At 43.3% G+C, this 16,011-nt stretch carries 12 protein-coding genes; 11 read left to right on the forward strand and 1 reads right to left on the reverse strand.

What is annotated here, in order from left to right; genetic code table 11:
• The first annotated feature begins 40 nt into the window (after window positions 1-40).
• Window positions 41-2,767 carry a calcium-translocating P-type ATPase, SERCA-type gene (locus tag CA598_RS05035; RefSeq protein ID WP_094875661.1) on the forward strand — a complete coding sequence of 909 codons (2,727 nt, stop codon included), beginning with the start codon at window positions 41-43 and terminating at the stop codon, window positions 2,765-2,767.
• A gap of 94 nt (window positions 2,768-2,861) precedes the next feature.
• Here CA598_RS05035 and CA598_RS05040 read toward each other — a convergent pair whose 3' ends face one another.
• On the reverse strand, window positions 2,862-3,797 hold the full coding sequence (locus CA598_RS05040; protein ID WP_094875662.1) for a C40 family peptidase: 936 nt from the start codon (window positions 3,795-3,797) through the stop codon (window positions 2,862-2,864).
• A gap of 324 nt (window positions 3,798-4,121) precedes the next feature.
• Here CA598_RS05040 and CA598_RS05045 point away from each other — a divergent pair, with 324 nt between their 5' ends.
• From CA598_RS05045 to CA598_RS05090, 10 genes are all read left to right on the forward strand, one after another.
• Window positions 4,122-5,192, forward strand: coding sequence for an ABC transporter substrate-binding protein (locus tag CA598_RS05045; protein ID WP_094868556.1), 1,071 nt, complete (start codon window positions 4,122-4,124; stop codon window positions 5,190-5,192).
• 61 nt (window positions 5,193-5,253) lie between these two features.
• Window positions 5,254-6,177 (forward strand): ABC transporter permease, encoded by a 924-nt coding sequence (locus tag CA598_RS05050; protein WP_094875664.1) that lies wholly within the window; start codon window positions 5,254-5,256, stop codon window positions 6,175-6,177.
• Complete coding sequence (locus CA598_RS05055) at window positions 6,170-6,964, forward strand: ABC transporter ATP-binding protein (protein ID WP_042187421.1); 795 nt, start codon at window positions 6,170-6,172, stop codon at window positions 6,962-6,964. Before CA598_RS05050 ends, CA598_RS05055 begins: the two co-directional genes overlap by 8 nt.
• 182 nt (window positions 6,965-7,146) lie before the next feature.
• Window positions 7,147-8,922, forward strand: coding sequence for a sensor histidine kinase (locus tag CA598_RS05060; RefSeq protein WP_094875665.1), 1,776 nt, complete (start codon window positions 7,147-7,149; stop codon window positions 8,920-8,922).
• Complete coding sequence (locus CA598_RS05065; RefSeq protein ID WP_094875667.1) at window positions 8,915-10,483, forward strand: response regulator transcription factor; 1,569 nt, start codon at window positions 8,915-8,917, stop codon at window positions 10,481-10,483. The genes CA598_RS05060 and CA598_RS05065 overlap by 8 nt, the downstream gene beginning before the upstream one ends.
• A gap of 120 nt (window positions 10,484-10,603) precedes the next feature.
• Window positions 10,604-11,941: an extracellular solute-binding protein gene (locus CA598_RS05070; RefSeq protein ID WP_094875668.1), complete on the forward strand. Its 1,338-nt coding sequence runs from the start codon at window positions 10,604-10,606 to the stop codon at window positions 11,939-11,941.
• Window positions 11,942-12,083: 142 nt separating this feature from the next.
• Window positions 12,084-13,004 carry a carbohydrate ABC transporter permease gene (locus tag CA598_RS05075; protein ID WP_094868659.1) on the forward strand — a complete coding sequence of 307 codons (921 nt, stop codon included), beginning with the start codon at window positions 12,084-12,086 and terminating at the stop codon, window positions 13,002-13,004.
• Between the two features lie 3 nt (window positions 13,005-13,007).
• Window positions 13,008-13,847, forward strand: coding sequence for a carbohydrate ABC transporter permease (locus CA598_RS05080; protein ID WP_094868562.1), 840 nt, complete (start codon window positions 13,008-13,010; stop codon window positions 13,845-13,847).
• A 30-nt stretch (window positions 13,848-13,877) separates the two neighbouring features.
• A complete protein-coding gene (locus tag CA598_RS05085) occupies window positions 13,878-14,990 on the forward strand; it encodes a rhamnogalacturonan acetylesterase (protein ID WP_094875670.1) in 1,113 nt (370 codons plus the stop codon).
• Between the two features lie 103 nt (window positions 14,991-15,093).
• Window positions 15,094-15,885, forward strand: coding sequence for an SDR family oxidoreductase (locus tag CA598_RS05090; protein WP_042187431.1), 792 nt, complete (start codon window positions 15,094-15,096; stop codon window positions 15,883-15,885).
• The last annotated feature ends 126 nt before the right edge of the window (window positions 15,886-16,011 follow it).

Raw genomic sequence — 16,011 nt, forward strand, 5'->3', positions numbered from 1 at the left:
GGTTTTACCATAATCTCAATCCCGGAAGGAGGCTATTGTCTTGAACTCAAAGGATCCAAAATCGCAGGGGCAGGTACCTTTTCATACACTAAGTGAGGAAGAAGTGCTCAAAAGGCTGGAAACAAGGAAAGATGGTTTGTCTTCCGGTGAAGCCGCTAAACTTCTGGAGCAGTATGGGAAGAACGTACTTCAAGAAGCAAAAACCAAATCTCTGCTAGGGAAATTTATTGAACAATTTAAAAATGTAATGATCTTTATTTTGCTAGTAGCGGCAGTATTGTCTGGGGTTTTGGGAGAATGGACAGATACAGTCATTATTTTGTTGGTAGTCATCCTGAATGCGGTACTTGGCGTTATTCAGGAAAATAAGGCAGAGCAGGCGCTAGATGCCCTGAAAAGTATGTCTTCTCCACATGCCAGGGTGCGACGTGGAGGTCAGGTCTCTGAAATTAAAAGTGAAGACCTTGTACCTGGGGATATCGTATTGCTGGAAGCTGGAAATGTAGTTCCGGCGGATATTCGACTATTAGAAGCTGCTTCATTGAAAACGGAAGAAGCCGCATTAACCGGAGAATCATTGCCTTCAGAAAAGAAGGTAGGTGTGCTTGAGGGAACAGATATTGTTATCGGCGATCGCACCAATATGGCTTATATGAGCAGCAATGTAACTTACGGTAGAGCGGTTGGTGTAGTCACAGCTACAGGAATGCAGACTGAAGTCGGCAGGATTGCTGGGTTTATCTCGGAGGAAGAGAATGATGTAACACCGCTGCAAAAGAAACTGGATGAACTAGGAAAATATTTCACCTTTATTATTCTTGGTGTCTGTGTAGTCATTTTTGCCGTCGGTATATTTGAGGGTAGAGAGCTGCTGGATATGCTTCTCACCTCGATCTCACTTGCAGTTGCAGCGATTCCTGAAGGGCTGCCAGCCATTGTTACGATTATCTTGGCACTCGGTGTGCAGCGGATGGCTAAACGAAAAGCGATTATTCGCAAACTCCCCGCTGTAGAGACACTCGGAAGCACCGAAATTATTTGCTCTGACAAGACAGGTACTTTGACTCTAAACAAGATGACTGTCGAAAAAGTGCATGTCAATGGAACTACGAAAGAAGCTGCTGAAGGTCTTGAAGGGACACCGGGTGGTGAACTATTGCTTCAGGCTATGACGCTTTGTAATGATTCCAGCATTGACGATGGGAATTCCTCTGAAGAACCTGGAGGGAATGAAGGAGCTAAGGACCCACAAACTAAGAGTGGTAAAGCGATTATCGGGGATCCTACGGAAACAGCGTTAGTGGACTACGCGCTCAGTATAGGTACTGACAAAAGGGATTTAGAAAAGAAATTCCCACGTAAAAATGAACTGCCATTTGACTCGGACCGCAAGCTGATGACGACGATTCATGAAGTTGAGAACGGACGTTATCGTGTGTTAACGAAAGGTGCACCAGATGTGCTTTTGTCCAAATGCAGCCATATCTACGTGGATGGAGAGATTGTTCCTTTTAAGGATGAACATTCACGACATATCATGGAATGTAATACAATGCTTGCGAATGATGCACTGCGAGTGTTGGCATTTGCTTTCAGAGATGAACAGCAGCTACCGACTAACCTTTCACCGGAAGCTACGGAGAAAGAACTTGTATTTATCGGTTTAGTTGGTATGATTGATCCTCCAAGAGAGGAAGTAAGAGATGCGGTAGCTATCTGTCGTAAAGCGGGGATTAGACCTGTAATGATTACAGGAGATCATCGAGATACTGCAGCGGCCATTGCTAAAAGATTAGGTATTATCGAAGATGAGACGGGCGTATTGACCGGCAGTGAGCTGGATAAATTCAGTGAAGAGGAATTTACTGAGAAAGTCACTAATTATTCGGTTTATGCACGTGTATCTCCTGAACATAAAGTTCGGATCGTTAAGGCATGGAGGAAAAAAGGGAAAATTGTTGCCATGACGGGTGACGGTGTAAATGATGCTCCTGCGCTTAAATCATCAGATATCGGCGTCGGGATGGGAATCACAGGAACGGATGTAGCCAAGGGCGTCTCAGACATGGTGCTAGCAGATGATAACTTTACGACCATAGTTGTTGCTGTTGAGGAAGGGCGGAAGGTTTACAGCAATATCCGTAAAGCAATCCAGTTCCTACTCTCGGCCAATCTTGGGGAAGTGCTCACGCTATTCATTGCAACCATGATCGGCTGGCGTATCCTCGAGCCAATTCATATTCTATGGATTAATCTTGTTACCGATACCCTACCGGCACTAGCTCTTGGGCTTGAGAAGGCGGGGGATGATTTGATGTCCAAGAAACCACGCAAAGCCAGTAGCAGTATCTTTGCTGGTGGCGTGGGAATCGGGATCATTTACCAGGGTATATTAGAGGCTGCTCTTACGCTGTTTGTATACCAGTGGGCACATACCCATTACAATGAGGGAATTGCGGTTACGATGGCATTCGCCACATTAGGATTACTGCAAATTTCTCATGCGTTTAACGTCAGATCCAATACGAAATCGTTGTTCCAGATTGGCTGGTTCAGCAATCGGTATATGCTGTGGGCATCACTGATTTCAACACTTATGCTGGTGCTGGTGATCATCATCCCAGGACTGAATGATTGGTTTGGTGTCTCACATTTAAGCGGGTTACAGTGGGGAATTGTAATTGCTGCAGCACTGGCGATTATAGTGATTGTAGAGTTTGTAAAGCTGTTTGTACGTTTAAGTGGCAAGGGCAAGAACTGGGATTAAGAATACCGCTTTATGCTGCAACAAAGAAGCCTGAACCCTTCCAAAGCGGAGGATTCAGGCTTTCTTTAGAGGTGCCTTTAGTCAGTGAATGTGGTTACAGAATGCGCTGCATATGCAGGATTACGTTGCTCCAATACCCTGAGTCGAGTTCACTGATCTGAACGCCGGGATCACCCCAGGTGTGAATGAACTTGCCGTCCCCAATGTAAATACCAACATGCCCTGGTATAGCATCACTTTCAAACCGACCTGGGACAGTGAAGAATATAAGATCGCCGACATCTAGTGCATTGCGTTGTACGCGAGAACCTATATTATCTTGATCCTTGGCAAGACGCGGTAAGTTTACACCGAATTGTTTGAATACATGCCTTGTAAAAGAAGAACAATCAAATTTCTTAGTCTCTTCATAAGGCCCGGTACCGAATTCATAAGGTACGCCTAAGAATTTTTTGGCATAAGTAACTAATTCCTTCTTGTCTGCTTCAGAAATACTTTGAATGCGAAATGGTTTAGCTTCATTTAGTGATTTAGCAGATGGCGTTTTTATAATAGCCTCATGGTCGGTCGGTGTGGCTATGTTGATTTCACCAGACTGAGGATTCCAACCCACTTCTGTTTGAAGAAATTTGGATAGAGCTAGCGGTGTGATATAGATTTGACCTTCTTGTCGTCTAGGTGCCTGCGGTAGTGTGATTTTCTCACCTAGGGAGAAGACTTGAGTAGAGCCAGGGCGCAGCATATACATAACATCACTGTAGCCAATTTTGGTGTATCCACCATGAGTAGTATCATCTTTCATTCGATAGCCGAGTGAAGTGATCGCAGGTTTGAGTGGAATCCAGTACTTTCCTTGAGCATCGGTGATGGCGGACTTTTCATAATAACTTGAGGCTTGCATGCCATCGGGAGTTACGGCGTTTACCTTGGGTTTTTGTGATTGTGAAGAGTAACCGCATGCGGTACTTGATAAAACGGCAGCGAGCAATACAGTAGCAGTGGATAGTAATTTTTTGTGTTTATTAGGCATATGACACGCTCCATGTTCAAACTGTAGTTTAAGTTTGTGCAGGGGGCTTTTTTTTATGTAATGAGGACCAAGGCAATCACTGTAAGACATAACCAAGTCCTTCCTATATTGGTGAGTTATGCGCTATAAAATTTGTAATCTATGGAAGTAGGATAAGTGATTGACGGATAAACAACCTCCATATAATATAGGTTTAATAGATTTCCATCATTATTGTGAGGTACGTGTAAGCTTATGCTTTAATGCTTTTATCGATAAAAGTGATAATGCTGAGTCGCTCACTTTGATGCACGCGTTAATAATCTAATGAAATGGGGTACTTTAATGAAAAAGAAAAACATTTTAATGGGTTTAAGCTTATGCTTCATGTTAGTAGCTGCTGGCTGTGGCAACAATAACGCCGCTGTAAACTCAGGCAACGCAACAAACACTGGTAATGCGCCAACGAATGCTGGAACTGCTGATTCCAAAACGTACAAAATCGCAATTTCGCAATACGTAGAACATCCATCACTTGATGCTACACGCGAAGGTATTCTTGCTGCTTTAAAGGATGCGGGGCTTGTTGAAGGAGAAAACCTGAAGGTTGACCTTGAGAATGCTCAAGCTGACCCAGCGAATAACTTGACCATTGCTCAGAAGATTGCTGGAGACACCAACGATTTGGTAGTAGCTATTGCGACACCTTCTGCTCAATCTGTTGTTCAAGCACTTAGTAAGTCAAGTAAGGATACTCCGATTCTGTTCGCAGCTGTGACTGATCCAATCGATGCAAAGATCGTTACTGATCTAGAGCATCCTGGGGGAAATGTTTCTGGTGTATCTGACACGAATCCTGAAGCTATCAATCGATTAATGCAATTTATTGCTACTCAATTTCCTAATGTGAAGAAGCTGGGCATTGTTATCAATGAAGGTGAACCGAATGCTGTAATTATGGCGGATATTGCTAAGAAAGAGCTGGATAAACATGGAATTGAGCTTGTGAAAGCAGCCATCACGAATACTTCTGAAGTGAAGCAAGCTGCTGAATCACTTGCTGGTCGTGTAGATGCATTCTATATTACTTTGGATAACACAGTTGTGAGTGCTGTGGATACGATCATTCAAACGGCTAATGATAAGAAAATTCCGTTCTTCTCCAGTGACCGGGATACCGTTGAAAAAGGCGCATTTGCAACCGTTGGGTTCAAATATTTCGATCATGGATACCAAGTTGGACAAATGGCAGTGGACATTCTGAAGAATGGTAAAAAGCCAGCAGATATGAAAGTAACGATGCAAGAAAAGCTCGATCTTATCCTTAACCTTAAAGCCGCTGCCGCACAAGGGATAGAAGTGACGGATGCGATGAAAAAAGAAGTTGCCGATCAAGCTAACAATATTATTCAATAAGACATTATATAGGGGCGATTCCATGAGGGCGCCCCTTGACGCTTGAAGGGAGAAGACTTCTATGTATGATTCAATGCTCGGGGCTGTGGAGATGGGGTTGCTCTATGCATTTATGGCTTTAGGGGTGTATATTACTTTTCGCATTTTGGATTTTCCTGATTTGACTGTAGATGGAAGCTTTACTACTGGCGGTGCAATTGCTGCCGTTATGATTACCAATGGTTATGCTCCCTGGTTAGCCACGCTTGCTGCTATTGCAGGTGGGATGCTGGCAGGAATGTGTACGGGTCTATTACATACGAAGGGCAAGATTAATGGATTGTTATCCGGTATTCTAATGATGATCGCACTTTATTCCATCAATCTGAGAATTTTTGGCGGCAAGCCTAACTGGTCACTAATGGGTGATACCACGTTGTTCTCGTCCATCAATCCACTTCTTGTTCTTCCTTTTGTTGTTTTATTTGTGAAAATTATAATGGATTTATTCTTACGTACAGATCTTGGGCTTGCTTTAAGGGCTACCGGAGATAATGCAAGAATGATCCGTAGTCTGGGTGTAAACACAGATAATACGACCATTCTCGGCGTCAGCTTATCCAACGGAATGGTGGCACTTTCAGGTGCATTGATCACTCAGTATTCTACTTTTGCGGATTCCTCCATGGGTATAGGGATGATTGTTATCGGCTTAGCTTCGGTAATCATTGGTGAAGCCATTTTCGGTGCTGGAAATGTATTCCGTGCGACGTTGGCAGTTGTTCTGGGATCTATTGTTTACCGAATCGTAGTTGCACTAGCCTTGTATGTACCATGGTTGAGACCTTCGGATCTTAAGCTGATTACGGCAATTATCGTTATTTTCGCACTTATATTCCCCTCGATTCAGCGTTTCTTGAAGCAGAAGAATATGGCGCGTAAACGTTCGCTTGAATTAGCTGAACAAGCGCTTAGCAGCAAGAGAGGAGGCACCATCGATGCTTAAACTGGATAACGTATCTAAGCTGTTTAATCCTGGGACACCGGATGAGAAGATCGCGCTACTTGGCATTGATTTGGAGCTTCTTCCCGGTGACTTTGTCACCATTATTGGAAGTAACGGTGCTGGTAAGTCGACACTAATGAACATTATTTCTGGTGTGATGAAGCCGGATCTTGGTTCAGCGAGTATTGAAGGGAATTCGATTAGCCATTTAGCAGAATATCAGCGCAGTCGCTGGATCGGACGGGTTTTTCAGGACCCGATGGCAGGTACGGCTCCACGGATGACGATTGAAGAAAATTTAGCGATGGCTTTTAAAAGAGGGAAGAGTAGAGGATTATCGTTTGGTGTAAATGCAGCGAGACGGACGATGTTTCGTGAGGAGTTAAGCCGTCTTGGGATCGGACTTGAGAATCGTCTGCGAGCTAAGGTAGGATTATTATCTGGTGGGGAGAGACAAGCGCTGAGTTTGCTAATGGCAACCTTTACCCAGCCGCAAATCTTGTTATTAGACGAACATACAGCGGCACTTGATCCTTCACGAGCGGAGCTGATTACTAAACTGACAGAGTCTATCGTCCGTGAGATGAAGCTGACTACGCTTATGGTTACCCATAACATGGAACAGGCTATACGTCTTGGCAATCGTCTTATCATGATGGATAAGGGCCGTATTATCCTAGATATTGATGAAACAAGGAAAAAGGATCTTACGGTAGAACGCCTGCTTGGAGAATTTGAGACCATCAGTGGTCATAAACTGGCGGATGATCGAATGATGCTTGGTTAGTCTTCTATAGGAGTGTCTTAGGCTCAGGATAAGGGCTTAAAGTGAATTCTGACTCTGGATTTCACTTTAAGTCCTTTTTGTTGTAAGTTTTCCCAAATGATTCAATATCATTTATGATAGGTTATAGTGACGATAAATATTAAATACCATAATAAGGCTTTAGAGTGAATTGGAGGATGCTTATGTTTTGGAAGAATGTTAGCGCTTACAGGAGTTCGGGTATTTTTAATAAAATGATATTGATCATTTCATTTTTGCTGCTGCTGTCCTTTCTGTTCTCTTTAACCGTCCTGCAGTATGTTTATCGAATTTATGACAAGCAAATCTATGAAAAGGCATCTGAAGTGCTGGGGATGTCATCTATCAGTATAGAGAGTACTTTAAGAGAGCTGGAACAACTTTCTTTTACAGTGGTCTCTGATGAGCAAATTCAGGAATGTCTTCGCCAGTTGCAGGATGATCCTCAACCGTATGAGCGGCAGGTCCTACATAATAAAATCATAAACAGGTTGGTTGCCTTTGCAGGAGCAGAGAAATACGTCTATTCCATGATGTTGTTAGATACGAATGGCGGTGCCATGACTGCGGGGAATCGGGAAGGTGTATCACAGGATCTTCAGGATCAATTAAAGCCTCTGGCTAAGGAAGCTAGCGGTAGTATTGTGTGGTATCCCCAAGGTAATAAGAATTCACTCCTGGCTGTTCGGCAGATTAAATCTTACACCGGATCAACCTTTACGCTGGACGATTTAGGGACGTTAGTCATTCGAATTCGGATTGATCGTATTATTGCAGATAGCACTAGTAACACTTCGGATGGCGATCAGTTGATTGTTGCAGATGCGACTTCAGGGCTAGCGGTTTATCCCCAAACTCCGATGTTGCTGCCAAATGAGCTTAAAGCGGAAACGGAACGTTCCGAACTTTATCGTACGGCTAAGTATGAAGAAGGAACATACTTTATAACGAAGACTAAATCATCTTATATGGAATGGATGTATATCAATGCGACCCCTTTCAATGAGATGTTCAAACATATTACTTTTGTAAAAAAATTGGTTGTCATCATATTCGCGCTCATCTTACTCATTGGATTGCTCTTAGGCTATCGATTAGCCCGAAGTATTGTACGCCCGATTTCAAAGCTGACCAAAAACATGAAACAAATTGAAAAGGGAGATCTGGATAATCTGGAGGAACAGTCGCTTGGTGTCGTTTCGCAGACTGCGCAGGACGAGGTAAGTCAGCTTAACAGAACCTTTAAAATGATGATCCGCAGAATCAGAGAGCTTATCGATGAGAATTATGCGAAGCAGCTCATTATTAGAGAGACCGAGCTTAAAGCACTTCAGGCACAGATCAATCCGCATTTTTTGTACAATACACTTGAGTCGATCAATTGGTTAGCGAAGATGAACAAACAAGCTAAAATCTCAGAAATGGTAGAAGCTCTCGGCTACTTGTTTCGGAGTTCGATCGGTCTTAAAGACCCTTTGATTACGATTGAAAAAGAGCTCACCATTGTACGTAATTATGTCATTATCCAGAAGACACGATTTGACGATAGACTGGATTTCCGCATGGAGTTTCCTGAACATTTGCATGACGCTTTAATCCCGAAGCTGACGCTTCAGCCGTTGATCGAGAATGCGATCCGATATGCTTTGGAGCCTAATATTGAGCCTTGCACGATTTCTATAACCGTGAGTGAGGAAGAACAGGGCCTTGATATTCGTGTTAGTGATAACGGGCCGGGGATGAGTGCCGAGTTCATCAAAGATTTACAGCAGGGAAGAGTTAAGACACGTGGCGAAGGCATTGGGTTAGCGAACATCGCAGAGCGTATTCAAATCGTATTTGGTCCAGCATGGGGTACAGTGATTGAAAGTGACCCCGGTCAAGGAACGACAATACATGTACGTATACCTTATTTAAAAGGAGTGCAAGAGAATGCTTAAGTTACTGCTGGTTGACGATGAACGGTTGATACTAGAAGGCATATCTCAGGTAGTGGACTGGGCTCAGGCAGGAACGGAACTTGTGGGTACTGCGCGAAACGGGATAGAAGCCTTGGAGAAAATAGAGGAGCTTCGCCCTGAAATCGTGATTACTGATATTTCCATGCCCGGATTGGATGGACTAGGCTTGGTGCAGAAATGCAGTGAACGGTTTCCTGAGGTGAAGTTCGTTATGTTGACGGGGTATAAGGATTTTGACTACGCCTGTATCGCTATGCAGCATGGAGTGAAGCATTATCTGCTTAAGCCTTGCAACGAGAATCAAATTCATGATGCGTCAGTTGAACTGGTAGCAGAGCTGAATGAACTAAAAGGCCGGACGGAATTTGTAATTGATATGAAGCAGCGTTTTACTAAAGTTCTGCCGCATGTGAAGGAACAATTTTTGAAGGAATGGATCTCTAACAAGACATACGGGAGTCAAGATTTAGAGTATTATCAGGAGCTGCTTGGCATCGAATTAAATGACAAAGTGGTGCGTATGATCTTGTTCAGGTTAGAAGGTTCTTATGAATATGAGCAACTATTTGCTTTGCAAAATATTGCACAGGATATGCTACAAGAAACGTTGCTTAGTACAAGGATAGGCGGATTTATTCTGACACTAATGGAAGTCGAAGGAGAGACTGCGCTGAATAGTACACTGCTTGAGCGAATTTCTGATGTAAGGAAAATGTTCTACAAATTTTATAAAGTGGATGTAACCATTGCGATTAGTGACGCGGACTTCATGATACATTCACGGAGATTGTATCGTCAGACCCTGCAATGTCTTAACCACTGTTTTTATATGGAAGAGGGAGGTCTAATCACAGGGAGTGATATTCCTAGTGATGAACTAAGCGGAAGAAATGACATTGAACTAGATGAAGAGCAACTCTGTCTGCTGATTAAGGCGGGCGAACAAAGTGCAGTAGAATTTGAATTAGAACGGTTATTTAATCTGCTAGCTGAACAGCGTGTGGATATTAATGTAACGCGTTCTTATGTTTTGCAATTGTATTCTGCGATGATACGTCTAGCCGTCCCTGATGAAAGAAATAACTTTACTTCAAGTATGGTGGAACTGGCTGAGATCAGGACTTTAAGTGGTCTTAAAACCTATGTAAAAGATGCTGCTGCTCGGTTGACAGCGATGTATGATCGTCATTTTCGGAGTCGCCAATCGTTAATCGTAGATAAAATGTTCAAGATTATTGCTGACGATTATAAAAATGCAGAACTGTCACTTAGCTCAGTAGCTGCTGAAATGTTATATATGAATCCTGATTATCTTGGGAAGATATTTAAGAAAATTACAGGGGAGAAGTTCTCTAACTACGTTACCAACTACCGGATTACTAAAGCATCGGAACATATTATGCATAGTGGTGATGTAAGAGTATTTGAACTCGCTGAAATGTTCGGCTTCGGTGGGAATGCACAGTATTTTAGTCAAGTGTTCAAAAAAGTAACTGGGCAGACACCCACAGATTTCATGAAACCCCCTCAAGCGAACTGATTATTGAACAAACAAGACGGTTTTTTGTATTCAACAATTACTGAATATTTGAGAAGATTTAAACATGAAAGCGCTACCTGAAGGGATCAGAGCCTTTACACTATTATAGGAAAAGGGGACATGAATTTGAAAAAGAGATTCGCTTTATTAGCCGTACCATTGTTGCTGTCATCCATGTTAGCCGGTTGTGGTGGAGGGAACAACAATAACAGTGCTGCCGCTACGGATTCTGCTACAAATGCTCCTTCGGAAACGAAGCCTGCAGCTACGACCTCAGCAGAACCGGTAACCCTGCGTATTGCTTGGTGGGGTGGAGATACGCGACATTCTTATACACAACAAGTAATTGATATGTATGAAGCTAAATATCCGAATGTAACGATTGAGCCTGAATATGCTTCATTCGATGATTACTGGAAGAAGCTTGCCCCTCAAGCAGCGGCGAATCGACTTCCTGATATCGTTCAAATGGATATTTCTTATATTAATCAATATGGATCTAACGGACAGCTCGAAGATTTGAAGCCTTATTTAAACGATCAGATACAAGTCGGTGATGTGAATGAGAACGTACTTAGTACTGGGGTGATTCATGAGAAGCAATTCGGAATTCCACTAGGCGTTAACGTACTTGGTTTTCAATATGACCCAGAATTGCTAAAGAAGGCAGGGGTGGATTCCATTCCTGAGAACTGGACTTGGGATCAGTACAAAGAACTTGCTGCGAAAGCTAAATCGGCTGGACTGTATATCGACGGTTCTATGGCAGCTGACGTATTCTTCAACTATTATCTGCGTACAAAAGGGCTGGCACTTTATAACAATGATGGTTCAGCACTTGGATATGAGGATGATGCCTTGTTCGCTGACTTTTTCGGAATGCTGTCTGGTTTAATTAAAGATGGAGCGGTTCCATCCCAAGACAAACTGAGCCAAAACAAAGGCGTTATCGAAGAGTCTGATATTGTTAAAGGAACAGGTATCGGCGTATGGCAATGGTCGAACCAATATGTTGCTTTGCAAATCGCTGTAAATCGTCCTATGGCACTGGCACAAATGCCGGGCCCAGATATGGAAAAAGGACTCTACATGCAGCCAAGTATGTATTGGTCGGTTACTTCTAACTCAAAAGTGAAGGAAGAAGCAGCGAAGTTCGTTGATTTCTGGATTAATGATCCCGAAGCCAACAACCTAATCAAAGGCGAACGTGGTGTGCCAATTTCAAGCAAAATCAAAGAATCTGTAGCCTCACAATTAACGGATTCCGGTAAGCAAGTATTTAAATTCGTAGCTGACATGGAGCCAACTACTTCTCCAATGAGTCCGCCAGTTGGATCGCCAGAGGTAGTAGCACTCCTTACAGACCTTGCTGAACAAATGAACTTCGGCAAAATTGACCCAGCCGCCGCCGCCGCACAGTTCCGAAAAGAAGCGAACGCTATTCTCTCCAGCCGGTAATAGAAGGTAACAGATAACTATACTGCGTCTAACATGGGAAACGGCATGCCATTTGGTTAGGCGGCAGTCCGTTTCCCTTATTATTCACATAAAAAGGAGTTGGAGACCCTTGGCATCCACGAATCCCCTTCCTTCGAATCCGCTGGCTTTTAAGAAAAAGAAGCTAAAAGGCCGGAGTTTACGAAGCAACCTTACAGGATATGCCTTTATCAGTCCATTCGTCATTGGTTTCCTTTGCTTCACATTGATCCCGATGATCATTTCTCTTTATCTTTCTTTTACCAAATACAATTTGTTCGCTCCCCCTAAATGGATCGGATTTGATAATTACATCAAAATGTTCTCGAATGACCCGAAATATTTACATTCACTAAAGGTGACCCTGCTTTACGTATTTATTGGTGTGCCTTTACGTCTCACCTTTGCATTATTTGTAGCTATGATTCTAAATACAAAATCGCGCATGATCGGAGCCTATCGTACAACTTATTATTTACCTTCTATTATAGGTGGCAGTGTGGCGGTATCCATCATGTGGCGTAATATTTTTAGTGATACTGGAATTATTAATGGCATGCTCGGTTTTTTCGGCCTGGGTCCAGTAAGTTGGTTTGGTAATCCGAGCGCTGCGCTTATAATGTTGATCACCTTATCCGTGTGGCAGTTTGGTTCATCCATGTTGATCTTTCTGGCGGGTCTAAAAAATATTCCTGGTGAAATGTACGAGGCAGCTAGTGTAGATGGAGCAGGCTTTTTCAGAAAGTTCTTTAAGATTACAATGCCCCTCCTAAGCTCAGTTATTCTGTTCAATCTAGTCATGCAGACGATCAGTGCATTTATGACCTTTGTTCCAGCTTATATTATCTCTAAAGGTGAAGGCGGGCCAATGGACGGTACGATGTTGTATTCTCTATATCTATTCCGTCAGGCCTTTATGTTTAATAATATGGGTTATGCTTCAGCTATGGCGTGGGTGATGTTATTGCTAGTCGGCATCATGACCGGAATTTTGTTCAAGACATCCAAATCGTGGGTCTTCTACGAATCGGAAGGAGGAAAATAATCCATGGCGAAAATGAAACTGAAATGGCCGCTGTATCACATTCTTATCGGTGGCCTCGCTATCATTATGCTGTATCCGATTTTGTGGATGATCATGAGCTCTTTTAAAGAGAGCCGGCTTGTATTTGTTACCGCCCAGCAGCTTCTTCCCGATCCATGGGTGTGGGGGAATTATGCGAAAGGCTGGGAAGGGATTGCCGGATATTCCTTTGGTGTCTTCATAAAGAATTCATTAATTATCGTCGTTGTAGCAACGCTTGGGGCAGTGATCTCTTCTTCACTAGTGGCCTTCGGATTTGCACGCAATAAGTTTGTAGGGCATGGTTTATGGTTCGGCATCATGATGATGACGCTTATGCTTCCTTCAGATGTAGTACTAGTCCCGCAATATATTATCTATGCCAAATTGGAATGGCTCGATAGTATCAAGCCGATCGTGATTCCACAGTTCTTCGGTGTTCCGTTCTTTATTTTCCTAATGCTGCAGTTTATTCGGACGATACCTGTTGAACTTGACGAAGCGGCTACGATTGATGGGTGCGGGAAATTTGGTCTGTACTTCAGAATCATTCTCCCACTCATCCGTCCATCTATGGCTACTGCAGCGATCTTTTCCTTCTATTGGCGCTGGGAAGATCTGCTTGGGCCAGTGTTGTACCTGAACTCTCCATCTAAATATACAGTTTCTATGGGGCTGAAAATGTTCCTCGATAGTGAGTCCGTGTCCAACTGGGGGCCCATGTTCGCCATGTCCGTTCTTAGCTTGGCACCCGTCATGATTATTTTCTTTCTCTTTCAAAAGCAGATTGTGGAAGGAATCAGCACCAGTGGTTTGAAAGGATAAAATATCTAATGAAGAAAGGTGCGGCTGAATTTGGATAGCTATCATTTTGACTTTGGGATTAAAGATACAGCGCCCGGCTACACCAAAATTCGGCCGGACTCACGATACTCTCCGGAAACGCGATTTGGTTTTACTTCAGACTCGACAGTATTCGGGCGTTCCAGGGGAGGATCAGAGACATTAAGAAGTGATTTCTGCATTCCGCAGAAGGCAGTCTTCCTGTTAGATATTCCTGATGGGATTTACCGGATTTCTTTGGTACTTGGTGACTCCTTAGCAGATACGAGTACAGTAATTCGAGCAGGCGCTGGGAAGTACGTTTTAGACATATTGAATGTTCCGGCAGGTCAGTACGTACGTGAATCATTTGCGATGCGAATCATGGATGGTCAGCTAAAGCTCTCCTTCTCAGGTATTGCGCCTCGAATAAATGCTCTCGACATTGAGCCTGACAACGAAGCGCTCGTCTTATATTTGGCTGGTGATTCTACGGTGACCGATCAAGGAGAAGCTGGTTATCCCTATGCTGGCTGGGGCCAGTTGCTGCCTCGCAGCTTCAAAGCAGGTCTTGTAGTGGACAATCGAGCCATTTCTGGTCGAAGCTCCAAGAGCTTTATTGAGGAAGGGCATTTGGACAATATTTCTACTGCGCTTCGGCCAAAAGATTATATTTTCATACAGTTTGGACATAACGATTCGAAAGGGGATGAAGGTAGACATACCGAACCTTTCACTACATATAAAGAATATTTGCTACAGATGATTACAGTCGCTAGGGAAGCGGGAGCCTATCCGGTACTTGTAACTCCTGTACATCGCCGAAGATTTGATCATCTAGAAGCTATAGTAGACAGCCATGGTGATTATTTAACGGCAATGAAGGAGCTGGCCGAGAATGAGCAAATCCCACTGATCGATTTGGCGGAGAAGAGTCGTAAGCTATTTGAAGCATACGGTGTGGAAGGAACGAAGGATCTGTTCATGTGGAGTTATCCTGGAGAATATATCTTGCATCCAGTCGGTGTACAGGACAATACACATTTTCAGATTTTAGGAGCGCGTCTGCTTGCTGATTTAATCGTAGAAGGTATCCGTGAGGCCGGATTAAATGATCTTATTATTCATCTTCGACAAGGCGAATAAGGATAAGTAAAGATCTACCGATTCAACTTCTGTATGCGAGGTTAAGGTTAAGGAAAGAACTTAACTGGAAAGGCTTGCATGACAAGAAGGAGGATACTTAAACATGGCAGATAAGAAGCTGGAAGGTAAGGTAGCGATTGTAACAGGAGGTGGTTCCGGCATTGGACGAGCAACTGTGCTTGAGTTTGCCCGTAACGGGGCCAAAGTTGTGTTGCTGGATAGAACTGTTGAGAACGCAGAAAAGGTTAGAAAACAAGTGGAGAAAGAAGGCGGAGAAGCACTTGTAATTGAATGCGATGTTGCTGAACCCCCGCAAGTGGAAGCTGCTATAAACAAGGCGGCCGCAAAATGGGGGCGTCTTGATGTTGTTTTTGCTAATGCAGGGATTAATGGAGCCATGACCCCCATTGAAACGATGGATATTGAGTCTTGGGACCAGACGATTCACATCAATCTTCGTGGAACCTTCGCGACGGTTAAATATGCGATACCGCATCTAAAAGAAAGCGGCGGCAGCATCCTGATTAACAGCTCCATTAACGGAAATCGTGTATTTTCTAACATCGGTTTTTCTGCTTACAGTACGACAAAGGCAGGTCAGGTTGCTTTTATGAAAATGGCAGCATTAGAACTGGCTCAATTTCAAATTCGCGTAAATGCGATCTGTCCTGGAGCTATTAAGACCAATATAGATGACAACACTTTTCCATCCGAGGATCTGAAAGAGGTAAAGATCCCTGTTGAATTTCCGGAAGGGGATCAACCGCTAGAAGAAGGTCCCGGGCGTCCTGATCAAGTTGCGAAGCTGGCACTTTTTCTGGCCTCCGAGGATTCCGATCATATTACAGGAACTGAGATTTATTGTGACGGTGCTGAATCGTTGCTTCATGGTTAAATATTCGTAAATAATCACTTCCTTTAAAACGGATTCTATCCTCTTTGTTATGCGGGATCTAATTGATCTAGAGCGCATATACATTGAGGATAGGAGTGCCGTTTTTTGCTGTAAAATAAAGCTAAT

The organism is Paenibacillus sp. VTT E-133291, from assembly GCF_002264395.1.
In the GTDB taxonomy this organism is placed as follows: domain Bacteria; phylum Bacillota; class Bacilli; order Paenibacillales; family Paenibacillaceae; genus Paenibacillus_AQ; species Paenibacillus_AQ nitricinens.

Coding starts and splice junctions, on each gene's coding strand:
- CA598_RS05040 (WP_094875662.1), bottom strand. CDS start 3,797: ATGCCTAATAAACACAAAAAATTACTATCCACTGCTACTGTATTGCTC.
- CA598_RS05045 (WP_094868556.1), top strand. CDS start 4,122: ATGAAAAAGAAAAACATTTTAATGGGTTTAAGCTTATGCTTCATGTTA.
- CA598_RS05050 (WP_094875664.1), top strand. CDS start 5,254: ATGTATGATTCAATGCTCGGGGCTGTGGAGATGGGGTTGCTCTATGCA.
- CA598_RS05055 (WP_042187421.1), top strand. CDS start 6,170: ATGCTTAAACTGGATAACGTATCTAAGCTGTTTAATCCTGGGACACCG.
- CA598_RS05060 (WP_094875665.1), top strand. CDS start 7,147: ATGTTTTGGAAGAATGTTAGCGCTTACAGGAGTTCGGGTATTTTTAAT.
- CA598_RS05065 (WP_094875667.1), top strand. CDS start 8,915: ATGCTTAAGTTACTGCTGGTTGACGATGAACGGTTGATACTAGAAGGC.
- CA598_RS05070 (WP_094875668.1), top strand. CDS start 10,604: ATGAATTTGAAAAAGAGATTCGCTTTATTAGCCGTACCATTGTTGCTG.
- CA598_RS05080 (WP_094868562.1), top strand. CDS start 13,008: ATGGCGAAAATGAAACTGAAATGGCCGCTGTATCACATTCTTATCGGT.
- CA598_RS05090 (WP_042187431.1), top strand. CDS start 15,094: ATGGCAGATAAGAAGCTGGAAGGTAAGGTAGCGATTGTAACAGGAGGT.